A 25854-nucleotide genomic window follows, 5' to 3' on the forward strand; every position below is an offset into this window, starting at 1 on the left:
CCCCTCATTGTTTTGGAGATTATATTTATGGCAAGAGAATTTAGCCGGACTCAGCGCGTTTCTCAGGAGATGCAAAAAGAGATTGCCATCATTTTACAGCGTGAAGTCAAAGATCCGCGCATTGGAATGGCAACGGTTTCTGGTGTTGAACTTTCACGGGATCTGGCCTACGCCAAAGTATTCGTGACTTTCCTGAACGACAATGACGACGACGCCATCACAACAGGTCTGAAAGCCCTACAGGATGCATCTGGTTTTATCCGTTCGCTGTTAGGAAAGGCTATGCGTCTACGGGTTGTTCCTGAATTGACCTTTGCTTATGATAATTCACTGGTAGAAGGTATGCGCATGTCCAACCTAGTTACCAGCGTAGTAAAGAATGATGCCGAGCGCCGTGCGGCTGCCGGTGAGGATGAGGAAAAAGAGTAATGGGACGTCCTCGTCGTCGCGGTCGCGATATACATGGTGTTCTGCTGCTGGATAAGCCGACAGGCATAGGCTCCAACGATGTCCTGCAGAAGGTAAAACGTATCTTTAACGCCAATAAGGCGGGGCACACGGGTGCACTGGATCCGCTGGCTACGGGCATGTTGCCAATCTGTCTGGGAGAAGCCACTAAGTTCTCCCAGTTCTTATTGGATGCCGATAAACGTTATCGAGTGATCGCGCGGTTAGGGCAAAGAACGGATACCTCTGATTCTGATGGTGCTATCATTTCTGAACGTCCGGTTAACTTTACTCAAGCGCAACTTGATGGTGCGCTTGAGACTTTCCGTGGAGAATCAGACCAGATCCCATCAATGTATTCCGCATTGAAATATCAGGGTCGACCGCTGTATGAATATGCCCGGCAGGGAATCGACGTTCCGCGCGAATCCCGAAAAATCACAGTGTATGAACTGAAATTCATCCGCTGGGAAGGTAACGAGCTGGAGTTGGAAATCCATTGTTCCAAAGGTACTTATATTCGCACCATCGTTGATGATTTGGGTGAGTTACTGGGCTGTGGTGCTCATGTGATATACCTGCGCCGCCTAAATGTGGCGGACTACCCAACTGAACGGATGGTAACGTTAACTCAGCTTGAACAAATTGTTAATAGCGCCCAGGCTGAAGAACGCGCCCCGGCAGAAGATTTAGATCCACTGTTGCTACCAATGGATAGCGCCGTTGCTGATTTTCCGGAAGTTAACTTACTGCCAGTCATGGGCGTATACGTTAAACAAGGGCAAGCAGTACAAGTCGCCGGTGCCCCACGTAGTGGACTGGTGCGCATTACCGTAGGTGATGAACGCGAATTTATCGGCGTCGGCCAAATCGACGACGATGGTCGCGTAGCCCCCCGTCGTCTGGTAGTTGAAAACCCGGTTGAATGAGAGAATATGTTTCCACGTTTTGAGTTAGTTAGAAACTTAAACTGAGGGAGAGACCGCCGTTGGGGTCGACTTGGCGTAAGCCAACGAAGCGCCCCTAGGCGGGCTAGGCCTGAAGCTCTCCGATGCTAAGTACCGATGGTCTTCCGGCCGAGCACTTTGGTGATATGAGTACATGGATTTTACGGACGGAATATTCTCAGAAACTAATTTAAAGTGGAACCATTAACCACATAATTCCCACTATAATTGTCCCGCCGCCTTAATCGCCAGATACCGATTCACACTCTCAACCGCCAACTGCTGCGGCTGAACGTCCAGACAAAGTACACCCGCGCTACGCAATCGCGTTAATACCGCCTGACGCTTAGACTGATAACTCGCTGCCGCAGCGCGCAGCGCGGCATCCTGTTGATTATTAATCGGCATCGACGCCGCATTATCCAGCTCGGTTTCACGCAGGCTGGCAACCAATACCAGATGGCGCTTACTTAACAGTTTTACCGCAGCCAGCAGGCTTTGTTCATCTTCATCTCTTAAGTTGGTAAACAACACGACCAGTGAGCGCTTACGCTCTCGGGTAATCAGTGACTGGGCTGCAACTTCGAAATCGCTACTGGATAGAGTAGGTTGCAGATCGTACACCTCATGCAGTACTCGGTTAATGGCATTAACTGAGCGAACCGGTGGCAAATAACGCTCTGGACCACCTAGCGTGATCAAACCAACGGAATCACCATAACGCAACCCAACATACGAGAGCAGCAACACGGCATTTAACGCGTGGTCAAAATGCATCAACTCACCTTCGCTGGCACCCATACGGCGTCCGCAGTCCAGCATCATAATAATGCGTTGATTGCGTTCATCCTGATATTCCCGAGAGATCATTTTTCTCAGGCGGGTGGTGGCCTTCCAGTCTATTTGCCGCATGGCATCACCACTACGATACTCACGCAATTGTTCAAACTCCATACCCTGACCGCGTTTACGGAATTTATGAAATCCCATACCAGCCTGAGTAATGGTGGTTTGCAGTGCCATTTGAGTGATGGGTGCAAAGTTTGGAAAAACACTGACTTTTTGTGTCGAACCCACTAATGCCTGACGTTGCCATAATTGCAAGGGTGAAAATAGACGCAAATGAACACGACCAAACCATAAATCACCCCGCATTAATGGTTTGATTCGGTAAACAACCTGAGAAACGAGTAGAGGAGCAAGTGTCAGGTGAATGGTTCGATCGTCGTATTCACACTTTTCCGGCGGGCTGTCTTTCAATTGAATTTTTTGCCGAACAGATACCTGAGAGGTGACATATAACGTCACATTACGCCAGATGGTTTGCGGTAGACTGCCGGCAACTTCGCGTTCAATAACAGGTAAGGGTTGCCGATATAAACCGATAGCATCCAGAGTAACCAGCAGCAGGAGTGCTGCACCGCCTATCAGCCAGACAGGAAACAGCGAAGGTACGATGGTTGTGGGAATAGACCCACAGAACCAAAGACCTCCAAGTACCAGTAGCCGGTTAGAAGGCAGAATCATCTGCGAGGAGCCTCAATTTGGTCTAGCAAACGGTTGAGAATGTGCTCTTCTGTCAGCCCTTCAATTTCTGCATCAGGTGAAAGTGCGATACGGTGACGTAATGTCGGTATTGCCTGCTGCTTCACATCGTCAGGAGTAACAAAGTCACGACCGGCCAATATGGCACTGGCGCGGGCGGAGCGAATCAGCGCAATACCGCCGCGCGGGCCAGCTCCAGTGATGATACCTGGCCAGTTACGTGTCGTTCTGACAATACTTAATGCGTAATTCAACACGCTGTCATCAACTCGAATGCCGGCGGTAATTTTTTGTAAAGCAACAATCATTTCCGGGCTGGCAACCGCTTCGATTTTATCAACATCCAGACGATCGCCTACGCGTTCAAAGGTGCTGGCGGCAACTAATGCCAGTTCTTCCTGCTCGGTAGGGTAGTCAAACATCACGTGAAGTAAAAATCTATCCAACTGAGCTTCTGGCAGTGCATAGGTACCGTCTTGCTCAATCGGGTTCTGAGTAGCAATAACTAAGAAAGGCGGTGAAAGTTGAGCGGTTTCTCCTTCAATGGTTACCTGACCTTCTTGCATAACTTCCAGCAGCGCTGCCTGAGTTTTTGCCGGAGCACGGTTGATTTCATCCGCCAGCATCAGGTTGGTAAATACCGGCCCACGACGCACCACAAATTCAGATGCTTTCATATCATAAAACATATGACCGGTAACGTCGGCTGGCATTAAGTCTGGAGTAAACTGAATACGTGATGAATGACAACTACAGGCCTGAGCCAGCGCTTTAGCCAGTAAAGTTTTTCCTAGCCCCGGAACACCTTCAAGTAGCACATGACCGCCCGCCAGTAGTGCGCAAAGGATTTGTTCTACAACCTGTTCCTGGCCAATAAATACTTTGCGGATCTGTTCCTGAATACGCAGAATAATATCTGTTGCATCCTGAGGGGTCGTCGGGATAGTGGGTACCTGAGCGGCTGGTGAAAAGTAGCTATCCGTTGAGTTAAATTCCATAGTTTAGTCTCCTACTCGAACTGCTTTGCAGTGAGTTTAATCGGTCGATCAGCAGGCACAGGGTTTGGGCCGATTGGGTAAATTGGTTCAGGTACTGAACCTCCCCTTCCATCGCTTGATTAATAAGCCCGATGTCATAATGAGTTATATGTTCAATAAGTTGGGTGTCGCTACGGCTGCCAGTGTACTGAATGCGTAACGGTTGCAACAAGCGTAAAACCTCTTCCCTGAGCGGTGCGACCAGCCGTTCATAGTCGTAATTATGCAGATGGAAGTCAGCTACAGCTTTTAAATGTTCGGTAAGGCTGGGACGAGCAGGTGGTGGTGTAGGAATAAGCGCGCCAAAACGAGGGATGTAGCGCCATAGCACCAATAAGATGCAAAGTCCAAATGCCAACAATGTGTAAAGCGCATGTTCAACCAGCCAGCTTAATAAATTGGGCAAAGTGGCATAACGAACCAGGTAGAGGGTGTCATTTCTGTCTGGTAAGGTGGCAACATGTAACCAGAGTTTGGCATGGTCATATTGCTTAATATTGTCATTGCCGAACAGATTGAGTGGCACAACCGTCACCCACCCCTGTTCAAACTGAAACCGGCTGATAATATCCCATTCGCTTTTCGGTGATTCCGGAACGTTTTCTGTGGTTTTCGAGTCTACGTAAAAGCGAGGCGTGTCAGCGATATCAGCCACCATATTGTCTTTTTCAAAGACAATGGGTACACCAGCTCGTTTTTTGACGGGTGTATCATTCTCTTTTTCTTTTTCTTTTTCTTTTTCAGGTACTTTAACCGTGACTAGCTTAACGGGTGCTTTTGGGGTTTCACACTTATCATCGTCATCACATTCATCTTTCAGATAAATATCAAACAATTCCTGTAGGTCGACGCTATTTTTATCATCAAGGGGGGAAATAATCAGATGCCCACCTTTACTGACCCAGTCCATCAGTTTATTTTTTTGAGTCGGTTCTTTAAGTAGGCCGTCTGGATTTAGTAGTACTAATGTTGATTTTGCCGGTAACTTATTCAGCGACAGTGCATCACTTAAGGTTTTTACCTGATAGCCAGATTTATTAAGCAGTTGTTCCGCAGTGTAGTAATTATTCGCAATAACTTTCCAACTGGGAGATGTAGTCACTTCTCGTTCTTCCCATTCAAGCTGCTGATAGAAATAAACTGCCAGCCCGGCGATGACAGCAAATATAATCGCCAAAATCGGCCACGGGCTGCTGCTCTTTTTCACATTATTCACTGACATGATTAACGGGCCTCCCACTGAGATTGATGATCATAGTGAGTTGGCCATTCCCGGCAAAGTTGTTCTAGCTTTGTTGTATCAGGGGAGCGGTGTGCGTAAGCCTGTGCCAGCCAAAGCTGAGTGAGGTTGATAAAGAAACCCACGCTGTTAAGCTCAGCTCGTTTTACTAAACGGATACAGTCCTGCTCGGTATCCGACGACCGAAACATCACCCGATCTCGGTGGGCAAGGACCGATAGTGAGCCGCGAAATAGTAGGCTGAGGGCAGAACGTAAATCGCCCGAGTGAATCATCGATAGAGCGACTTCGGCAATATTATCCGGCAGCGATTCAGGTTGTATATCCAACCCGGCGATTTGTGCCGGAGGGGCCAGTTTTTGACCTTTCTGCCCTCGAATATCGGGTAATCGAATAATAATAAAGTAGGCAATAGCCATTACCACCAGAGCCAGTATGCCCCAAAGCATCCACTGGCCAGCGCCTGTCAGTGCGAGTAAGGTATTGTTAGGGTTAGTTGAAATTGGGTTAGGTGAGTATTGAACTTTCTCATCAGGCTTCCCTTGAGTTTCTTTCATAAGCTTCAACTGCTTTCTGATCTGTTTGCTGCCATATTCAGGCTGCTGCAGTATTTGCTGTAATTTTTCAGGTGCATTGGCAAGCGCCTCTTGCCTGATGACGGAATTATTTTGGCTGGCATAGCTATGGGAAGCGTAGCCAGATATACCCATGGTTAGCACAAGAAACAGAACACTAAATAGGGTTGATGAAGTAATGCGGCTTTTCTTTTCTATTTTGCGGAATTCCAACTCAATATCCCAGGCTTCGATATCACTGCGTCTCTTTAAATAAAGGGAGAAGCCTGCTGCCACATAGATGGGTTCCCACAGTAAGATACCGAAGATATAGAATCCCAACGCCGTGAGTGAGTGGTAACTAAAATTGTTTCGCCACAGATCGCTCAGTAACTCATCAGTATAACTATTGCTATCAATAGATATCATAGCGATGAAGGCAAGAGCACAGAAAGGAAAAACTTTTTCGACGACAAAGCCAAACAGCGTTAAGACGGCAGCATTGATGCCAATGTAGTTTGAAATCGCTTTACGTCTTATTCTAGCGCTGGGGCCTTTAATACCTTCGAGAACATCAACGGGTAATGTCAGTGAACGATAGGGTGAGAAACGCGCCCAAGTCAATGCCCGGATTAGTCGGGTTTTAAATAATAATGTTGGAATTGCCTTCATGCTTTGACGTAACGTTGGTGCGGAGCCAAATACCGCCCTGCTGATAACAAACAGTGCCATACGATCAAGCATCGGTTTTATCCACCAAATCAGCAGATAGGTACCGGTATAACTAAGGTCTGCCCAATAGGCCAGCCCAAACAATACGCCTATCACGGGTAAAGAAAAGCATAACCACGCAATATAAAGAGGCTTGAACCAGTGCATTGCCATTCGCGTGCCTAAATCAATGGCCTCGTTGGCTGGTCTGGTGCGTAGCACAATGGCTAAACGATCAAGCTGCATGGCGGCGTCCTGTAAAAATAAAATAGCCAAGAAGCAGAAGTAGCGTAAAAATGCCTACAGCAATTTTTATCGGTAAAGGGAAGTTATGAGGTGACCAGAATGCTTCAATCATGGCGGCAATCAGTAGCATAATACCACTGCCGCAAATCAGCCCCAGTACTGAACTCGCCGTCGTTTTTAATGAATCAGGACGACTTAGTCGGCCTGGCATAATTAAACTCCAACCCAGCTTTAATCCGGCGGCACCAGAAATAATTATCCCGCCGATTTCAAATGCCGTATGACCAAGAACAAATGAATAAAAGTTGCGTCCAGCGCCAATATTGATCAGTCGGGCTTCGATAGCCCCCAAGTGGATGCCATTGAATATCAGCGTATAAACCGTGCCTAGACCTGCCAGCAGGCCACCGGCAAAAGCCCTGAAAGCAATGCTGATATTGTTGTAAATGTAGAAACCAAACATCTTCCAGTTAGAACCGGAATCACGCAAGATGCTGGCACCATAGTTAAAGGCATCATCGCCGTTGTACATTTCATCCATTTGATGAATATCATCAGGCGCAATAACCACGTAGATAAAATCAGGCCAGAGACGGATCACGACCATCATGATCATCCACGGTCCAATAATCAGAAGTGTAGAGAGCAACACCCAGCGAAGATTAGCGCGTAGGTCGGCGGCAAATCCCCCCGCAATATAGTTCAGCATTCGGCCACTTATACCGCTATTGGCTCGATATAAGATGTCATGCCCTGACTGAACCAAATTGTGTAACCGCTCAACCAGCAACAGGCTATAACCGCGATCGCGGGCGATAGCCAAATGTTGGCAAAGGTTTCGGTAACGTTGTGGCATCTCATGGTTGGCAAAAGGCTGCTGTGATACGGTTTCATCCTGATTTTTTATAATTCTTAGATGGTGACCTAACCAGTTTTCAAAGGCTTCCCACTCTGCTTGATGTAATGCCTCGAAGCGTTCCTGCTTCATGATTTACGTCCTATCAAAAAGTTAGCAATGCTGATAAGGCGTGCCGCACCCTGAGGTTCTTGTGGGTGCATTGTTTGTGATAATTGTGGCAACAATGCTGCTAGCTCTTCTTGCCTTGGTTTAGTCAAGCCAACTGAGCGTTCAGCAAAAGAGACAATAGTTTTTTGCGTATCGCGCGACAGCGGAAAATCAGGAGGAACGGGTATGGCTTCAGGCACACTAAAACGTCTGGCGGCAGGCTCGGTATAAACCACGATGGTACCCGCTGCGATATCCCCTAAACGACGAAATTCTTTGTTGGTCAGCATGGAGATCAGACCAAATAGATAGAAAAGCGGGAAAAAATCTGCAAAACGTAGAAAATTACGAATGATAGAAGCACTTAAACTAATTGGCGTTCCATTGTCATTAAGTACTTTTAAACCAACAAGGTGCTTACCGGGTGTTTTTCCCTGAAATACCACTTCGAAAAAGACCGGGTAAAACCACTCGATAAGAAAAATTGAAATCAGAAATAGCCCAATACCTAAATCACCAATAAATATGGATGGTATTGCGATAAGCAACATTAATAGCCAGCGTAAGATGGTATCAATAAAAAAAGCGAAGCCACGGGGCAAAAATCCGGCAGGGTGCAATCGGATTTCAATCAGCTCCGGCGTAGTGATGTCACGAACTGTATCAAGCATCATCTATTAAAGCCGGGCAGAGGCCCGGCTTTATCTCTGAAAATTACTTGGAAATAAACAGACTACGGTAAGTCGTGTAGTAAGTTGCAAGGAACATAGGTAGGGTGATTAACAGACCTAAACCAAAAGGCAAGGCTGAAACGAACAGGATAATACCCATTACCAAGAAGAACAGCAGGCCAGGAATAATGTTCTTTTTTACTGCTGACAGGCTCATAGAGACAGCCTGACCTAAAGGCAAGTTGTGAACAACGATTAATGCAGGAGCAAACCAAGTTAATGCGTAACCCACCAGATAGATAACCATCATTAACAGGAAGGCCAAGAATACCATACCGCCGCTTGCACCAGCCATTGCCATTGATGGATCGCCACCAGCTTGTGAACCCATTGACATTGCTAGCATAGCGCTACCGCCAACAACGAACATCACAATAATAGCCAGAATCATAATACCGAACATGATGGCACCAACGCCCAGCAATGAACCTAGATTCTTTTGGAAACCAGAGAACAATAAGCCAAGGTCAACTTCACCTGTAATACGCTGCTTTTCACAGATAGCAATAATGCCACCAACGAAAATTGGCATGATAACAGCAGTTAAAATGTTCAGGAATGGGATGAGACTAATAATCATCAGGATTACAAACAGTACGATACCCAGAACCACCCACATACCTAATTTAGGTTTCATGAAGTTCCAAGCTTGAGTAATCCAATTTACCCCTTCACCGGCAGGAACAGCCTGACCTCCAGGGATAAAGGATTCACTAGTTTTACCCAATACTACCGCTACGTCGTCTACGCTAGATTCTGGTGGTGTATAAGGGTTATGGTCTTGTTGAGTCATAGTATGTTTCTCTTTCCTTAGGGAGTTTATGGTCTATAAAGTATTGACCAAATCCATATATTCAAAAAATTATTTTAGCCAAGGCCCCTCAATGCCCAGAAAATCAAATACAGCGAGGGTTTGAGGAGTGGCAATCATACTCGCCCAACGTTTTTATGAAAAGAAGATTTGTGTTTTTTGGCATAATTTCCCACTCTTTTACATAAAATTTATTAGTCAGTTAATAGTTAAGTGGTGATGCGAATTGTTAGTAATTGTTATAGTTGACGGTTATTGGTGTGCGCTGAAGAATTTTTTATCTAAGACCCGTTCACTAGCTTGCTATATGCTAGTGTGGAGAGTAGTATATGTCGGCTTATGCATTGGGTGGCTGAATTAGAGATCGGCGCCTGTTTTATCTATATATCTAAGAGTTGGAGTTCTATAATGTCTCTAAGTGTTGAAGCGAAAGCTAAAATTGTTGCTGATTATGGTCGTGGCGCAAACGACAGTGGTTCACCAGAAGTTCAGGTAGCCCTGCTGACTGCACAAATTAACCACCTGCAAGGCCATTTCTCCGAGCACAAAAAAGATCACCACAGCCGTCGTGGTCTGCTGCGTATGGTTTCTCAGCGTCGTAAGTTGCTGGATTATCTGAAGCGTAAAGACAGCTCACGTTATACTCAACTGATTGCAAGTTTGGGTCTGCGTCGCTAAGTCGATGAGTTTCAGGAGAAAGGGGCCAAATGTGGCCCCTTTCTTCTAGGATTAGACAATAAATAGCAGTATTATAGAACACTAGTTTTTGGGCCTTCTGGTGCAGAGGTTCGCGCGGCTAATGAAAGTATTGATGGGGTAGCGGTTGTTTTTCATGACTAATGCTTTGTTAAGTCAGGACTTTCATTAGTCGCGAGGATGCAGTTAGAAGAAAGTAAAAGTTAGTCCTTTGAAGCAAATGCTTGATGGACTCGTATGAAAATAAAGGAAAATAGCTTGCTAAATCCGATTGTTCGTAAATTTAAGTATGGTCAACATACCGTGACGTTAGAAACCGGTATGATGGCTCGTCAGGCAACGGCCGCTGTAATGGTAAACGTTGATGACACCGCAGTATTCGTTACCGTTGTGGGCGCAAAGAAAGCAAAAGAAGGTCAATCGTTCTTCCCATTAACCGTTAACTATCAAGAGCGTACCTACGCTGCTGGTCGTATCCCTGGTGGTTTTTTCCGTCGTGAAGGCCGTCCTAGCGAAGGCGAAACACTGATTGCTCGTCTGATTGACCGTCCGATTCGCCCTCTGTTCCCAGAAGGTTTCCTGAATGAAGTTCAGGTTATTGCGACCGTAGTTTCTGTAAATCCACAGGTTAGCCCGGATATCGTGGCAATGATTGGTACTTCTGCAGCATTAGTGCTGTCAGGTATTCCATTCAATGGCCCTATTGGTGCTGCACGTGTTGGTTTTATTAACGATCAATATGTTTTGAACCCAACCACTGACGAGCTGAAAGAGAGCCGTCTGGATCTGGTGGTTGCAGGTACCCAAAGTGCAGTACTGATGGTTGAGTCTGAAGCGGCATTACTGAGCGAAGAGCAAATGCTGGGCGCAGTAATGTTTGGTCATGAACAACAACAGGTTGTGATTGACAATATTAATTCGCTGGCGGCAGAAGCTGGTAAAGCCAAGTGGGTATGGCAAGCACCTGAGACTAATCAGGCGCTGTATGCTCAGGTTGAAGCATTAGCCTCTGCCCGTTTAGGTGATGCGTATCGTATTACTGATAAGCAAGAACGTTATGCTCAAATCGACGTGATTAAAGCTGACGTAGTTGCTGCCCTGTTAGCGCAAGATGCTGGCTTAAACCAAAGCGAAATTGGCGATATGTTGAGCAGCATCGAGAAGAACGTAGTTCGTAGTCGCGTATTGCGCGGTGAGCCGCGTATCGATGGCCGTGAAAAAGATATGATTCGTGGTCTGGATGTACGCACTGGCGTATTACCACGCACCCATGGTTCAGCACTGTTTACTCGTGGTGAAACTCAGGCTCTGGTTGTGGCAACGCTGGGTACAGCCCGTGATGCTCAAAACATTGATGAGTTAACCGGTGAGCGTACCGACAGCTTCCTGTTCCATTATAACTTCCCTCCGTACTCTGTAGGCGAAACCGGTATGGTTGGTTCACCTAAGCGTCGTGAGATTGGTCACGGTCGCCTAGCGAAGCGCGGCGTATTAGCCGTGATGCCTGACCAGACTGAATTCCCATATACTGTTCGTGTGGTATCAGAAATTACTGAATCTAACGGTTCATCTTCTATGGCTTCTGTTTGTGGTGCTTCATTAGCACTGATGGATGCAGGTGTGCCAATTAAAGCTGCCGTTGCGGGTATCGCAATGGGTCTGGTGAAAGATGATGAAAACTTTGTTGTTCTGTCAGATATCCTTGGTGACGAAGATCACCTAGGTGACATGGACTTTAAAGTAGCCGGTAGCCGCGAAGGTATCTCTGCACTGCAGATGGATATCAAAATTGAAGGTATTACCCGTGAGATCATGAAAGCGGCTCTGAATCAGGCTAAAGGTGCACGTCTGCACATTCTTGGCGTGATGGAACAGGCTATTTCTGCTCCACGTGGTGATATTTCTGAGTTTGCTCCACGTATTCACACCATCAAGATTAATCCTGAGAAAATTAAGGATGTCATCGGTAAAGGTGGTGCGGTAATCCGTGCTCTGACTGAAGAAACTGGTACGACTATCGAAATCGAAGATGACGGTACAGTGAAGATTGCAGCCGTTGACGGTGATAAAGCTAAACATGCTATTCGCCGCATCGAAGAGATCACTGCTGACGTTGAAGTCAATCGTGTTTATTCCGGTAAGGTTACTCGTATTGTTGACTTTGGTGCTTTCGTTTCTATCGTTGGCGGTAAAGAAGGTCTGGTGCATATTTCTCAAATCGCAGATAAGCGTGTAGAGAAAGTATCAGATTACCTGCAAATGGGTCAGGAAGTTCAGGTGAAAGTGATGGAAGTTGATCGTCAAGGCCGTATTCGCTTAAGTATTAAAGAAGCGACCGCGCCGAGTCAAGAAGCTCCTGCCGCATCTGAAGAGCAATAACGGTAATATTTATTATTACTGTAATTAATTACACGGTGTCTTGTTGTTGTATAATGACAAGTCACCATGTGTATGACTGGGACAGGGAGTTCTTGTGTAAAAGCAAGTGGATGGTAGGATACCTATCCCATGTTTGTCTCCGGGAGTTGAAATGAAGCCTATTTTGCGCTGGTGCTACATTGTGGCAGCAGTCATTCTGTTGACAGGCTGTAGTAGCCTTGAAGGGCGTAAATATGGCGTTTTGGCAATTCCATTGCAGCCAACGCTGCAACAGGAAGTGATGTTGGCACGCATGGAACAGATCCTTGCGAGCCAAGTCTTATCAGGTGATGAAAGAGCGCAGCTATTGTATGAGCGTGGCGTATTGTTCGACAGTCTTGGACTGCGGGCATTAGCACGTAATGACTTTTCGCAAGCGTTAATGATTCGTCCTGATATTCCAGAGGCATTCAATTACTTAGGAATATATCTGACGCAGGGCGGCAACTTTGATGCTGCTTATGATGCGTTTGATTCTGTATTAGAGCTTGATCCAACTTATAACTACGCGCGTTTAAACCGAGGGATTGCCTTGTATTATGGCGGTCGCTACATTTTAGCGCAGGATGATCTGCTGGCGTTTTATCATGACGACCCTAACGATCCTTTCCGGTCTCTGTGGCTATATTTAGCTGAAAAAGAGATTGATTCAGGCAAAGCAAAAAAGGCTCTTGAAGAGCATTATGCTAAGGCTGAACGAGGTGAGTGGGGCTGGAATATTGTGGAGTTCTACCTGGGTAACATCAGCGAAAAAACGCTGGTTAGCCGCTTACAGGCAGAAGCAACGGATAACACTTCGCTCGCTGAGCATCTCAGTGAAACTGACTTCTATTTAGGTAAACACTACCTGAGTCTGGGGGACAAGAACACCGCCGTGGCGTTGTTCAAACTGACGGTTGCCAATAATGTACATAACTTTGTTGAGCACCGCTATGCACTGTTGGAATTAGCCTTGTTCGGGCTAGAGCAAGACGACCTATCAGAATCGGATAAAAAATAGACTGACGATTAAGTAAAATTGGCCTTGCGTGTCTTGATGGCAAACGAGGGCGGTTTTTCTGTTCGTTTTTTAATCTAATTTGAGCTGGTTCACACTTTTAAATGAAAATGACTGAGTATTTTCTCAATAAGGTATGTAGACTGGCCGCCATTTTTAGTGAGGCACGTGTACATGTCTGAGATAGAAACCTCTTTTGCTGATTTAGGCTTATCAGCACCTTTATTAAAAGCATTGACCGATATGGGATATGAAAAACCATCCCCGATTCAGTCTGCTTGTATTCCACACCTGCTGGAAGGTCGCGATGTATTAGGCATGGCGCAAACCGGTAGCGGTAAAACGGCGGCGTTTGCATTGCCGTTTCTTAACAATATTCAAGCCGATATGGCCTGCCCACAGGTTCTGGTATTGGCACCAACCCGTGAATTAGCTGTTCAGGTGGCGGAAGCCTGTACTGAATACGCTAAAAATATGTCGGGTGTTCGCGTAGTTGCCCTGTACGGTGGTCAGCGCTATGACGTTCAACTGCGTGCTTTACGTCAGGGTCCACAAATTGTAGTAGGCACCCCAGGTCGTCTGTTAGATCACCTGAAACGCGGTACATTAGATTTATCTAAACTGAAAGGTTTAGTGCTGGATGAAGCTGATGAAATGTTACGCATGGGCTTTATTGAAGACGTTGAAACCATCATGGCGCAGATCCCGGCTGAACATCAGACCGCACTGTTCTCTGCTACCATGCCGGAAGCAATTCGTCGTATTACCCGTCGTTTCATGAAAGATCCGCAGGAAGTTCGCATTCAATCCAGCGTCGTGAATACGCCCGCTATCAGCCAGAGTTACTGGACGGTATTTGGTATGCGTAAAAACGAAGCGCTGGTTCGTTTTCTGGAATCTGAAGATTTTGACGCGGCGATTATCTTTGTTCGCACCAAAAATGCTACGTTGGAAGTTGCTGAAGCATTAGAGCGCAGCGGCTATAACAGCGCCGCGTTAAACGGCGATATGAATCAGGCTCTGCGTGAGCAAACTCTGGAGCGTCTGAAGAATGGTCGCCTGGATATTCTGATTGCTACTGATGTTGCTGCACGTGGTTTAGACGTCGAACGTATCAGCCTAGTTGTAAACTATGACATCCCAATGGATTCAGAGTCTTATGTTCACCGTATTGGTCGTACTGGCCGTGCGGGGCGTGCAGGCCGTGCATTACTGTTCGTTGAGAACCGTGAGCGTCGCTTACTACGCAATATTGAACGTACTATGAAAATTACTATTCCTGAAGTTGATTTGCCTTCAGGTGAGCTGTTAAGCAAGCGCCGTTTAGAGAAGTTTGCTACTCGCGTTAGCCAGCAACTGGAAAGCAGCGATTTGGATCAATATCGTGCGCTGTTGGCTAAATTACAGCCGACGGAAGAGCAGGACATTGAAACACTGGCAGCTGCACTGCTGAAGATGGCTCAGGGTGAACGTCCATTGATTCTGCCACCGGATGCGCCAGCCGATCGTCGTCCTCGCCGTGAAATGCGCGATCGTGACGATCGTGGTAGCAACGATCGTTTTGGTCGTCGTGAACGCGATAACAGCAACAGTAACAGCCGCGAGGCACCACCACGCCGCGAACGTCGTGACGTTGGCGAAATGGAGATGTATCGCATTGAAGTGGGTCGTGATGATGGTGTTGAAGTTCGCCATATCGTTGGTGCTATCGCCAATGAGGGAGATATCAGCAGCCGTTACATCGGTAACATCAAATTGTACGCCACTCATTCAACGATCGAGTTGCCAAAAGGGATGCCTGGAGAGCTGTTACAGCACTTCACCAAAACGCGTGTACTGAATAAACCATTAAATATGCAACTGATGGGTGATGCACCTGCCAGTGAGCCTCGCCGTGGTGGCGGTGGTCACCGTGATGGTGCCCCTGCTGGTGGTGGTGAGCGTCGTCCTTTTAATGGTGAACGTCGTTCTTCTGGCAATGGTGGCGCGGGTCGTGGTCGTGATGGTCAATCCCGAGGTCCACGCCGTGAGGCTGGTAACGGTAACCGTGAAGGTGGCAATAGCGCCCCACGTCGCCGTTCATATTCTAGTAATGAATAAGATGTAATGGTCTATGGGTAAAGGTTTGTAAGCCTTTATTCATTAAAAATTACATAAAAAGCACCAGTGATGACTCTCATCTGGTGCTTTTTTTTATTATGCTATTATATAAATAGGAGTATTCACCTATTGCCATTATTGATGGGTTTAATCTGATATTAAACTGAAGCCTGCATATAATGAGGTGAAAGGTTTTGTTTAATTTGTATTTAATTTACGGATAATTAACACATGAACATAGAAAAAAACATTTTAGCTATTCCTGCATTACCTATTATTCAAAGTACTGTTGTAGCATCAGCTCCGACCTTTGGCGGTGGACGTCATGATGGCCATATGAATATATTATGTGCATTAGTTCGTGGCGATAAGACACCAGAAGAAGTAGCTAACTACTTAAAAGACAATGTTATTGATACTTCTAACGATAAATCATTCTCGTTATTTGTTGGTGAGCGTCGTCCAGAGCAAGATGCGGCCTGTGCAGCGTATATTGCTTCAACCGTCTTAATCACGCCTAATTTTGCTGAATTTTTGGAGCCTACGTCAGATAAATCTGACGACAATAAAGATGGCAAGCAAGAGTTCGCCATTAACCAAGAACGTCTCAATGCGTCATTAACCACTAAGTTGGCCGTCGCTTTGGCTAACGTTGATATATTTTCTTTGATTGCCCGAATTTTACCGGAGAAACTTACGGTTGAAGCTTACCGTACTGAAATCGCTCGTCTGTTTGGTTTATTAGCGCCAGTATATATGGAGCGCGTTCAAGCTTATTTTCATAATGGCTTAACTTTCAACTTATTACAGATGCAGAACAACCAATTCACTTTTACCAGTTCAAATGGTTATGTGTTCAATTTTGATATTAACGGTTTGAGCCTGAAGTTAGGTGGAATCAACTGGTATGGTCGCGGTCAGTTAATGGGTCAGGATCACTTACTGAATGTGGATTACTTCACGCCAAAAGTAGCTGAGTTACTGAAATAATTTTTACGGTAACAATCGCAATAAAAAAACGGCCTTTGTGCCGTTTTTTATTGCGATAAACTTTGCTGAATTACACAAATACATCACAGTTTTTTTACATGTTATTGGGTAAAATAACGCGGCTCTGATGCTAACAGCTCAGCGTCTGTTCGTTACTTAATACTGCAATACATCAATTCTTATCTTGTTTGTCGCCTTCTGGCTGGCAAGTGCTGATACTGTTCCTGATTAAGATTGATTTATCACTATTGAGAACAATTATTTATTTAAAATAATTTTTTCAAGGATAAGAAATCTATGCGTTGGCAAGATTTTAAAACCCAGTACCTGATAAAGTTCTGGGCCCCTCTCCCTGCGGTTATTGCAGCGGGTATTCTTTCTACTTACTACTTTGGTTTAACCGGTACTTTTTGGGCGGTAACGGGTGAATTTACCCGCTGGGGTGGCCATATTGCTCAGCTATTTGGTGCCGATCCTCAACAATGGGGTTATTTCAAAGTGATTGGTCTTGAAGGAACACCGCTGGATCGAATTGATGGCATGATGATTATTGGTATGTTCGGTGGCTGTATTGCTGCTGCACTATGGGCCAATAATATTAAGCTGCGTTTACCACAACATCGGGTCCGTATTTTTCAGGCGGTACTGGGGGGCATTATTGCTGGTTTCGGCGCTCGTTTAGCGATGGGCTGTAATTTGGCTGCTTTCTTTACCGGTATTCCACAGTTTTCACTGCATGCCTGGTTTTTTGCGCTGGCGACGGCGGTGGGCTCTTACTTCGGCGCTCGTTTTACCTTGTTACCGATATTTCGGATACCGATCAAATTGCAAAAGGTCAGTGCTGCATCACCATTGACTCAAAAACCTGCTCAGGCTCGCCGTCGTTTTCGCATCGGTATGATTATTTTCCTGTTGATGGTTATCTGGGGAATGGTGGAGATGACCAGCAGCCCTAAACTGGGTATTGCGATGCTGTTTGGTCTGGGGTTTGGCTTACTGATTGAACGGGCTCAAATCTGTTTCACATCGGCTTTCCGCGACCTGTGGATCACCGGGCGTACTCATATGGCGAAAGCTATTATTATCGGTATGGCGGTAAGTGCCATTGGTATCTTCAGCTATGTACAGATGGGGGCTCATCCAAAAATTATGTGGGCTGGGCCAAATGCGGTATTGGGTGGCTTGCTGTTTGGTTTCGGTATTGTATTAGCGGGCGGCTGTGAAACTGGCTGGATGTATCGTGCCGTTGAAGGACAAGTTCATTATTGGTGGGTAGGTATAGGTAACGTTATCGGTGCAACTATTCTGGCCTATTATTGGGACGATATCGCCCCGGCGCTGGCGACCAACTATGACAAGGTAAATCTGCTTGATACTTTTGGTCCTTATGGTGGTCTGTTAGTTACCTATATTTTGTTAGCTTTAGTCTTTGCTGTCATGCTGTGGTGGGAAAAACACTTTTTTGCCAAAAAGAATGCCCAAAGCGCCATTTCTCTTGATACCAGTAAGGACGTCGCATGAGTCACGATAATCTAAATATAGTTCCGAATTACCGTTTAGATATGGTGGGTGAGCCTTGCCCTTATCCTGCGGTTGCAACATTAGAAGCGATGCCTCAGTTAAAGGCAGGGGAAATACTGGAAGTGATCAGTGATTGCCCGCAATCCATCAACAATATTCCTCTTGATGCCAAAAATCATGGCTATGAGGTGTTGGATATTCAGCAGGATGGGCCAACTATTCGTTATTTAATCAGAAAATAGTCGGAAACAACGGGGCAATGATGATGTTTCACATTGCCCCGTTAGTACGTCGGATTTAATTCACCACGTTTTGTGGTTTACTGGCGATGAAGTGCTTCAGGTTGTTGACCGTAATTTCCATCAGGCGCAGACGAGCTTCTTTTGGCGCCCAGGCAATATGAGGCGTAATAATGCAGTTACGGGCATTAAGCAGCGGGTTATTTTCTGACGGCGGTTCGACGGACAGTACATCCAACCCTGCACCGGCAACTTTTCCACTGTTCAATGCATCAGCCAGATCTTGTTCGACGATTAACCCACCACGCGAGGTGTTAAGCAGCATTACACCGTCTTTCATTTTGGCGATATTACTCTGATTAATCAGACCGGTGTTTTGTTCTGTCAGCGGGCAGTGCAAACTAATTACATCCGACTCCGCGAGCAAATGATCTAACGTAACGACGCGTAAATTAGGTTGTTCAATGCTTTTGTTCTGGCTCGGGGTGTACACCAGAACTTCCATGCCCATAGCCAGTGCTATTTTGGCAAAGGCCGACCCAATTCTACCATAGCCAATCAAACCTAATTTTTTACCCATCAGTTCTATTAACGGTGAATGCCAGTAGCAAAAGTCTATACTGTTTGACCAGCCACCGGAGCGTGCATCGCTGCTGTGTTCGCCAACGTGGTGACATAGTTCCAGTAATAGGGCTGTGCTTAACTGAGCAACTGCCATAGTGCTGTAACTTGGCACATTACATACCGGAATATCGTTTTGACGAGCCGCTTTAATATCTACAATGTTATAACCGGTAGCTAATACACCAATCATTTTAATCGAATGGCATTGTTCAATTGTCTGCTGGCTAATCGGTGTTTTATTGGTTAATACAATGTCAGCGTCACCAATTCGTTCGACAATCAGTTCTACGGGAGTGCGGTCGTAAACCGTTAACTGACCCAGTTGTTCAATATCAGTCCAAGAGATATCTCCTGGATTAAGCGTATGACCATCTAAGATAACTATTTTCATCATTTACCAGATACCAGAATGTCCATTAATATTGAAAGTGATAATAGTGTTTGCTCCTATTGTTGTCTATCCACGATTCCTGACGTTACTTAGATAAATCAACCGAGATTTCCGCAATGAGTTCAAAAGAATGCATACGTGCAGGGTGGTCGAATATCTGCCCGTTAATCATGATCTCATCTGCATTGGTCTCTTTTAGCAAGTTTTGCAATCCGGTACGCACACCATTTTTATCGCCGATAATCGACAGGCTCAGTGTATGGTTAGCGCTGTAGAGTTCATGTTTGGCCACTACTGAATTAATATCTTCTACCGGATGTGGCAATGGGCCCGGTGTCCCACGCAGCATATTGACAAAGTTTTGTTGTAAAGAGGTAAACATATACTCAGCCTCAGCACGGGTATCAGCTGCAATGGCATTAACGCAGACCATGGCGTAAGGTTTTTTCAGATCGGCGGATGGCTTGAACTCACGACGATATAGTTCCAGCGCCTGTAGCATCATCTCTGGAGCAAAGTGGGAGGCAAAAGCGTAAGGTAATCCCATGCGCGCAGCCAGTTGAGCGCCATACAAGCTTGAACCTAACAGCCAAACGGGAACTTGTAGTCCTTGGCCTGGAATCGCTTTTATGGTTTGAGTCGGCTTTTCATCGTCAAAATAGCTTTTCAACTCGGCAATATTAGCCGGAAAGTTCTCTGAAGCGTCATGATCGTTACGGCGCAGGGCTTGTGCGGTTTCCTGATTGGTACCGGGAGCTCGCCCTAAACCCAAATCAATACGGTCAGGATAGAGGGATGCTAAGGTGCCAAACTGTTCGGCAATCACCAACGGTGAATGGTTAGGTAACATCACTCCACCGGCACCGACGCGAATGGTTGACGTCGCTCCGGCAATATAACCGACCAGTACGGAGGTCGCTGAACTGGCAATACCGGCCATGTTATGGTGTTCGGCCATCCAGTAACGATGATAACCAAGACGTTCTGCCAGAATGGCCAGCTCTTTTGAGCGAGTGAATGCTTGAGGAATAGTGCCACCCTGAACAATGGGTGAAAGATCAAGCACTGAAAGTGGTATGCTGGAAGAATTAGACATGCTGGTAATCTCCGTTATCGCTATTATTTAATAGATTGTCTCGCCGGGTTATGCCAACTGAGAGTGATACGAACTGATTAGCTGTTCCAATTTGGCCCGATTAGTTTTACCCGAATCGATTTTTACGTAGGCAGACTGTTCTTCCGGCACAATGACCACATCATTCACGCCGGCAACCATTTTTAGATGGCTTTCTAGCAGACCGTCTTGTAACGCAGTTTCAGGTAATTCAATACGCAGGCTACTGACGTAAGGTGGTTGCTTCATTGTGGTGCTGAGTATCAACCACAACGCACAGAGTACAATGCAGCCAATAAATACGGTACTGGTTCCGTTAAGGCCAAATAACCATCCACCCAAACTTCCGCCGATAGCCACACCAATAAATTGACTGGTCGAATAGACACCCATCGCTGTCCCTTTATAACCCGCAGGCGCTTCTTTACTTATCAGCGAAGGTAAGATGGCTTCCATGATATTGAAAGCAATAAAAAATAGCTGAACACCGACAAAAATAGTCCACAGGTGTTGCCCGCTGGAAAAAAGTATAGACTCTGAAATAAGAAGCAGTGCGACGCAGGTTAAAAATACTTGCTTCATCTTACGTTTTTTTTCCGCAATTATGATGAAGGGCACAACTGCGACAAAAGAAACCAGCATAGTGACCAGATAAACCTTCCAGTGATCCGCAGGCATAAAACCAGCGTTTTCCATCGCGGCCGGTAGCGCGAGGAAGGTTGCCATTAGCAAGGTATGTAGGCAGAGAATGCCAATATTCAGTTTCAGTAAACGTTCGTTTCTGAGCACTTTACTAAAACTGCCTTTTACCATACCGGATTCCCGATTTAACACATGGCCGGAAGGATTGGGGATCAGGGTTAGTGTTAGTACTATTCCCGCCAGTGCCAGTATGGCGATGCCCCAGAACAGTGTATTAAGGCCGAAAGCATGAGTAACAATGGGGCCCAGTACCATTGCAATGGCAAAAGTAATTCCGAAGCTGACGCCGATAAACGCCATAGCTTTAGTGCGGTTTTGTTCTCTGGTCAGGTCAGAAAGCAGAGCCATAACGGCGGCGGCAATAGCGCCTGAGCCTTGTAGTGCACGCCCCAGAATTATGCCCCATATTGAATCACTCAAAGCAGCAATCATGCTGCCGATAGCAAAAATCAACAGTCCACCAACAATCAGAGGCTTACGGCCAACTCGATCGGAAATTAGGCCAAAAGGGATCTGGAAAATAGCCTGTGTCAGGCCGTAGATGCCAATGGCAAGGCCAATTAGCGGTTTGGTCGCTCCGGCCAGTGCCATACCGTAAGTGGTAAGAACTGGCAGTACCATAAACATTCCCAGCATACGCAAGGAGAATACTAACCCCAGACCAAAGGTTGCCCGGCGTTCTCCCGGAGTCATTGCATAATCGTTCATATCACCTCAAATCACTTCGCGTCCACTGCCGGAATTGTCTAACTGAAAACGAACAGCCTGTTGTTATTTTTATTCTGCTACTGATTAATTAATCCATTGGATTATAGCGTTGAATAGAATAGTGGTAAGCAGAATGAATTGCTTTATATTTCTGATAAAGATTGAGGTAACGACAAGATTTAAGATTAGATTAGCGACAGCACACTCAAGCAAGCGGCTGCCGCCATGTTACGGTAATTACGGCCAGACGAAGGTAATCAGAGACTCCGGTGCTGCCACCTGAGAATAGTCTACCGACATCATGATACTTAACGTGGTGATCGCCACAATGGAGAAGATGAACAGCTTTCTTGCCCAAATTTTGTTATCTGTCGTTTTATAACCGGTTAAAGCCATAATCAACCAGCCAAAGCCGACGACTGCCGCAACAAACAGATAGCTATAACCTGCATAACCGCTGATGGTTAACATCAGGGTCGCCACAATAAAACCGATGATATACAGCGTAATGTGATTTTTGGTCACGGAAATCCCGCGTTTTACCGGTAGAACCGGAATCGACGCCGCCAGATAATCTTTATAGCGGAAAATAGCGATAGCGTATGAGTGAGGCATTTGCCACAGGCTGAAGATCACCAGCAGAATTAATGCCCCGGTATCAAACTGATTGCTCACCGCACAGTAACCGATAACCGGCGGAGCGGCACCAGACAGACTTCCTACTAGAGTACCGTAAACAGACTTACGTTTCAGATACAGACTGTATAGCCCCACATAAACCACGAACCCTAACAGAGCAAACTCTACCGCCAGTAAATTGGTATAGACGTAGAGCAAGACAAAGCCAGCCATTCCCAGCAGACAAGCATAGAGAATAGTGATGGCAGGAGAGATTAACCCCTGAACCAGAACCCGGTTCTTGGTTCTTTCCATTAGGCAATCAATGTCTCGGTCAATATAGTTATTAAACACGCAGCCGGATGCTACCACCAGAGAAACGCCGATAATGGTGGCAAACAGCAGGGAGAAGTCCACATTGCCCTGAGAGGCGAGCAGGAACCCTCCAATGACTGAAATCATATTGCCAAAGATGATTCCCGGTTTGGTGACTAACAGATATTTCTTAATCATCTGAGTCGCTCTTAGTGAACCATCATGTTGATATTAAGGTTGTACATAATCCATAGTGAACCTACAACGACGATGGCGATTATCAATCCGGTGAATACCAGAGCGACAAAGTTCCAGCCGCCCTCTGATTTTGTGTTCATATGTAAGAAATAGACCAAATGAACCACAATCTGGACTACGGCAAACAGGGAGATAGCCACGGCAAGCGTTGCCGGAGTGGCTGCCTCCGTCATTACCATCCAGAAAGGAATTGCCGTCAGAATAACTGAGAGCACAAACCCGATAAGATAAGACTTAACTGAGCCGTGGCTTGCGCCGGAAGCGTCTACAGCGGTATGTTTCATTTAGATTGCTCCCATCAGATAAACCACGGTAAACACGCAGATCCAGATAACATCCAAGAAGTGCCAGAACAGGCTAAGGCACATTAAGCGCGCATTGTTTTTCGGTGTTAACCCCTTTTTGGCAACCTGAATCATCATGATGGCCATCCAGATCAGACCCAGCGTAACGTGCAGTCCGTGCGTACCAACCAGAGTAAAGAATCCTGATAAGAAGGCGCTGCGTGATGGGCCATAACCTTCACCGATCAGCAGATGGAATTCATTAATTTCCATGCCGATAAAGCCAAGACCGAACAGGAAAGTGATGGCTAACCAACCAATAACCTGACTCTTTTTACCCTTGTACATCGAAATGATAGCCATACCGTAAGTAAAACTACTTAATAACAGCAGGGCGGTTTCACCGATAACATAAGGTAGTTCAAAAATATCTTTGCCTGATGGACCATCGGCAATGCCGGTAGCCAGTACGGCATAGGTGGCAAATACCGAGGCAAACAGAATACAGTCGCTCATCAGGTAGATCCAAAAACCGAATACGGTCTTGGCTCCACTGTCGTGATCGTGGTGCTCATGCCCATTAACGTGAGCGTGAGAATTGATCAAGGTATCAGTTGCCATGATTTACCCCTGCCTGGCTTAATTGTTCAAAACGCTGATTTTCGATTTTTTCAATCTCTTCAACAGGTACGTAGTAGTCGGTATCATCGTTGAATGTATGAGCAATATAGACAACCGCCATACCGATCAGACCAACGATAGCCATCCACCAGATTTCCCAGACCATGGCAAAACCAAACACCACGCTAAAGGCTGCAATGATGACGCCAGTGCCGGTATTTCTTGGCATATGAATTGGCTCGTAGCTTGCCGGGCGCTTATAGGCAGTACCGTCATCTTTCATATCGGAGAAAGCGTCAATACCTTTAATCACCGGAAGATGCGCGAAGTTATAGAACGGTGCAGGAGAGGAGGTTGCCCACTCCAACGTACGGCCACCCCATGGATCGCCAGTGACATCTAGGTTTTTCTTACGGTCTTTGATACTAACCAGTAACTGCAGGATTTGGCAGCCAATACCCAAAGCAATCAATACTGCACCGAAGGCGGCTACGACAAGAAGTGACGTCCACTCAGGTTGCAGGCTGTAGTTCAGACGACGGGTCATACCCATAAAGCCCAGAATATACAGCGGCATAAAGGCAACGAAGAAGCCGATAATCCAGAACCAGAAGGCGTATTTCCCTAAAGTTTCGTTCAGTTTGAAACCAAAGGCTTTCGGGAACCAGTAGTTAAAGCCAGCCAGACAGCCAAACACCACACCACCAATAATAACGTTATGGAAGTGAGCAATCAGGAACAGGCTATTGTGTAGAACCATGTTGGCACCCGGTACCGCCAGCAGAACGCCGGTCATACCTCCTACGGTAAAGGTCACCAAGAAGCCCAAGGTCCACAGGATGGGGGTGGAGAACTTAATACGGCCCTGATACATGGTAAACAGCCAGTTGAAGATCTTCACACCGGTCGGTATGGAGATAATCATGGTGGCAATACCAAAGAAGGCATTCACATTGGCACCTGCACCCATAGTAAAGAAGTGGTGCAACCAAACGATAAAGGAGAGCAGGGTAATAGCGACTGTTGCCCATACCAGAGAAGTATAACCGAACAGTCGTTTTTTACTGAAGGTTGCCACTACTTCAGAGAAGATACCAAAGCAAGGCAGAATCAGAATATAGACTTCCGGGTGACCCCAAGCCCAGATCAGGTTGACGTACATCATCTGGTTACCACCGAGGTCATTGGTGAAGAAGTGGAAATCCAGATACCGGTCAAGGGTGAGCATAGCGATGGTGGCGGTCAGAATCGGGAACGCCGCAATAATCAGTATGTTGGCACACAGCGCAGTCCAAGTGAAAACCGGCATCTGCATCATCTTCATGCCAGGAGCGCGCATTTTTAGAATGGTCGCAAAGAAGTTAACCCCGGTAAGTAACGTACCGACCCCGGATATCTGTAGACTCCATATCCAGTAGTCGACCCCGACCCCCGGATTATAGACCTTACCCGAGAGCGGCGGATAAGCCAGCCAGCCGGTTTGTGCAAATTCACCCACGCCAAGAGAGATGTTAATTAACACCACACCAGCCACGAACAGCCAGAAACTCAGGGAGTTCAGGAATGGGAATGCCACGTCGCGGGCACCGATTTGCAGCGGAACCACAATGTTCATCAAACCAATAACGAACGGCATCGCCATGAAGAAGATCATGATCACGCCGTGAGCGGTAAAGATTTGGTCATAGTGATGCGGGGGGAGGAAACCTTCCCCACTGGTGGCCGCAGCCACGGCTAACTGGGTTCGCATCATAATGGCATCGGCAAAGCCACGCAGCAACATGACCATCGCTACCAGAATATACATGACACCAATTTTTTATGGTCCACGCTAGTGAGCCATTCGTTCCACAACCATTTCCATTTACCTGCCCAAGTAATCAGAGCGAGCAGGGCTATCCCACCAATAACGATGAGGCCAACGGCACCCATAATAATCGGCTCATGGTAAGGAATCGCTTCAAGTGTTAATTTTCCTAACAT

Annotated in this window: 23 protein-coding genes and 1 pseudogene; 10 read left to right on the top strand and 14 right to left on the bottom strand. The window is 46.3% G+C overall.

Translation table 11 applies throughout. The features are described 5' to 3' along the window. The first annotated feature begins 27 nt into the window (after positions 1–27). Entirely contained in the window at positions 28–429 is a 402-nt protein-coding gene (rbfA, locus tag HYN51_RS01930; protein WP_108901296.1) for a 30S ribosome-binding factor RbfA, read from the top strand. Beyond that, positions 429–1376 carry a tRNA pseudouridine(55) synthase TruB gene (gene truB / locus HYN51_RS01935; protein WP_108901297.1) on the top strand — a complete coding sequence of 316 codons (948 nt, stop codon included), beginning with the start codon at positions 429–431 and terminating at the stop codon, positions 1374–1376. The genes rbfA and truB overlap by 1 nt, the downstream gene beginning before the upstream one ends. 240 nt (positions 1377–1616) lie before the next feature. Here the strand turns inward: truB and HYN51_RS01940 are convergent, their stop codons facing one another. Genes HYN51_RS01940 through HYN51_RS01970 form a run of 7 tightly spaced genes read right to left on the bottom strand, consistent with a single transcriptional unit; the run spans position 1617 to position 9257 of the window. Further along, a complete protein-coding gene (locus HYN51_RS01940; RefSeq protein WP_108901298.1) occupies positions 1617–2921 on the bottom strand; it encodes a DUF58 domain-containing protein in 1305 nt (434 codons plus the stop codon). Beyond that, positions 2918–3937 (bottom strand): AAA family ATPase, encoded by a 1020-nt coding sequence (locus tag HYN51_RS01945; RefSeq protein WP_108901299.1) that lies wholly within the window; start codon positions 3935–3937, stop codon positions 2918–2920. Before HYN51_RS01945 ends, HYN51_RS01940 begins: the two co-directional genes overlap by 4 nt. After that, positions 3927–5198, bottom strand: a complete 1272-nt coding sequence (locus HYN51_RS01950) for a DUF4350 domain-containing protein (RefSeq protein WP_108901300.1) — start codon at positions 5196–5198, stop codon at positions 3927–3929. Before HYN51_RS01950 ends, HYN51_RS01945 begins: the two co-directional genes overlap by 11 nt. A gap of 2 nt (positions 5199–5200) precedes the next feature. Next, the gene (locus HYN51_RS01955; protein ID WP_108901301.1) at positions 5201–6727 is read right to left on the bottom strand and encodes a DUF4129 domain-containing protein; all 1527 of its coding nucleotides are present in this window, start codon (positions 6725–6727) and stop codon (positions 5201–5203) included. Next, the gene (locus tag HYN51_RS01960) at positions 6717–7715 is read right to left on the bottom strand and encodes a stage II sporulation protein M (RefSeq protein ID WP_108901302.1); all 999 of its coding nucleotides are present in this window, start codon (positions 7713–7715) and stop codon (positions 6717–6719) included. The genes HYN51_RS01955 and HYN51_RS01960 overlap by 11 nt, the downstream gene beginning before the upstream one ends. After that, positions 7712–8407 carry an RDD family protein gene (locus HYN51_RS01965; protein WP_108901303.1) on the bottom strand — a complete coding sequence of 232 codons (696 nt, stop codon included), beginning with the start codon at positions 8405–8407 and terminating at the stop codon, positions 7712–7714. Before HYN51_RS01965 ends, HYN51_RS01960 begins: the two co-directional genes overlap by 4 nt. 40 nt (positions 8408–8447) lie before the next feature. Then, a complete protein-coding gene (locus HYN51_RS01970; RefSeq protein WP_230514005.1) occupies positions 8448–9257 on the bottom strand; it encodes a BPSS1780 family membrane protein in 810 nt (269 codons plus the stop codon). A 426-nt stretch (positions 9258–9683) separates the two neighbouring features. Between HYN51_RS01970 and rpsO the strand changes: the two genes are divergently transcribed. The 8 genes from rpsO to yedF all read left to right on the top strand — a co-directional run bounded on the left by rpsO (position 9684) and on the right by yedF (position 18239). Further along, the gene (gene rpsO, locus HYN51_RS01975) at positions 9684–9953 is read left to right on the top strand and encodes a 30S ribosomal protein S15 (protein WP_108901304.1); all 270 of its coding nucleotides are present in this window, start codon (positions 9684–9686) and stop codon (positions 9951–9953) included. 276 nt (positions 9954–10229) lie between these two features. After that, positions 10230–12350 carry a polyribonucleotide nucleotidyltransferase gene (pnp, locus tag HYN51_RS01980; protein WP_108901305.1) on the top strand — a complete coding sequence of 707 codons (2121 nt, stop codon included), beginning with the start codon at positions 10230–10232 and terminating at the stop codon, positions 12348–12350. Between the two features lie 151 nt (positions 12351–12501). Beyond that, a complete protein-coding gene (nlpI, locus tag HYN51_RS01985) occupies positions 12502–13389 on the top strand; it encodes a lipoprotein NlpI (RefSeq protein ID WP_108901306.1) in 888 nt (295 codons plus the stop codon). A 107-nt stretch (positions 13390–13496) separates the two neighbouring features. Then, on the top strand, positions 13497–13568 hold the full coding sequence (gene yrbN / locus HYN51_RS16765; RefSeq protein ID WP_407656544.1) for a protein YrbN: 72 nt from the start codon (positions 13497–13499) through the stop codon (positions 13566–13568). Further along, the gene (locus HYN51_RS01995) at positions 13561–15486 is read left to right on the top strand and encodes a DEAD/DEAH family ATP-dependent RNA helicase (protein ID WP_108901307.1); all 1926 of its coding nucleotides are present in this window, start codon (positions 13561–13563) and stop codon (positions 15484–15486) included. The genes yrbN and HYN51_RS01995 overlap by 8 nt, the downstream gene beginning before the upstream one ends. A gap of 231 nt (positions 15487–15717) precedes the next feature. Beyond that, a complete protein-coding gene (locus HYN51_RS02000) occupies positions 15718–16476 on the top strand; it encodes a hypothetical protein (RefSeq protein ID WP_108901308.1) in 759 nt (252 codons plus the stop codon). Between the two features lie 297 nt (positions 16477–16773). Beyond that, complete coding sequence (gene yedE, locus HYN51_RS02005) at positions 16774–17997, top strand: selenium metabolism membrane protein YedE/FdhT (RefSeq protein WP_108901309.1); 1224 nt, start codon at positions 16774–16776, stop codon at positions 17995–17997. After that, positions 17994–18239 (top strand): sulfurtransferase-like selenium metabolism protein YedF, encoded by a 246-nt coding sequence (gene yedF, locus HYN51_RS02010; protein WP_108901310.1) that lies wholly within the window; start codon positions 17994–17996, stop codon positions 18237–18239. The genes yedE and yedF overlap by 4 nt, the downstream gene beginning before the upstream one ends. A gap of 55 nt (positions 18240–18294) precedes the next feature. Here yedF and HYN51_RS02015 read toward each other — a convergent pair whose 3' ends face one another. The 7 genes and pseudogenes from HYN51_RS02015 to cyoB all read right to left on the bottom strand — a co-directional run bounded on the left by HYN51_RS02015 (position 18295) and on the right by cyoB (position 25854). After that, on the bottom strand, positions 18295–19254 hold the full coding sequence (locus tag HYN51_RS02015) for a D-2-hydroxyacid dehydrogenase (RefSeq protein ID WP_230514006.1): 960 nt from the start codon (positions 19252–19254) through the stop codon (positions 18295–18297). Positions 19255–19336: 82 nt separating this feature from the next. After that, positions 19337–20347 (bottom strand): luciferase-like monooxygenase, encoded by a 1011-nt coding sequence (locus tag HYN51_RS02020; protein ID WP_108901311.1) that lies wholly within the window; start codon positions 20345–20347, stop codon positions 19337–19339. A 48-nt stretch (positions 20348–20395) separates the two neighbouring features. Continuing rightward, a complete protein-coding gene (locus HYN51_RS02025) occupies positions 20396–21775 on the bottom strand; it encodes an MFS transporter (protein ID WP_108901312.1) in 1380 nt (459 codons plus the stop codon). A gap of 237 nt (positions 21776–22012) precedes the next feature. Next, positions 22013–22906, bottom strand: a complete 894-nt coding sequence (gene cyoE / locus HYN51_RS02030; RefSeq protein WP_108901313.1) for a heme o synthase — start codon at positions 22904–22906, stop codon at positions 22013–22015. A gap of 11 nt (positions 22907–22917) precedes the next feature. Next, on the bottom strand, positions 22918–23250 hold the full coding sequence (locus HYN51_RS02035; protein ID WP_108901314.1) for a cytochrome o ubiquinol oxidase subunit IV: 333 nt from the start codon (positions 23248–23250) through the stop codon (positions 22918–22920). Continuing rightward, complete coding sequence (locus tag HYN51_RS02040) at positions 23251–23871, bottom strand: cytochrome o ubiquinol oxidase subunit III (RefSeq protein WP_108901315.1); 621 nt, start codon at positions 23869–23871, stop codon at positions 23251–23253. Then, a pseudogene (gene cyoB, locus HYN51_RS02045) lies at positions 23861–25854 on the bottom strand (cytochrome o ubiquinol oxidase subunit I). Before cyoB ends, HYN51_RS02040 begins: the two are co-directional and overlap by 11 nt.

The organism is Limnobaculum parvum (assembly GCF_003096015.2).
Lineage (GTDB): Bacteria > Pseudomonadota > Gammaproteobacteria > Enterobacterales > Enterobacteriaceae > Limnobaculum > Limnobaculum parvum.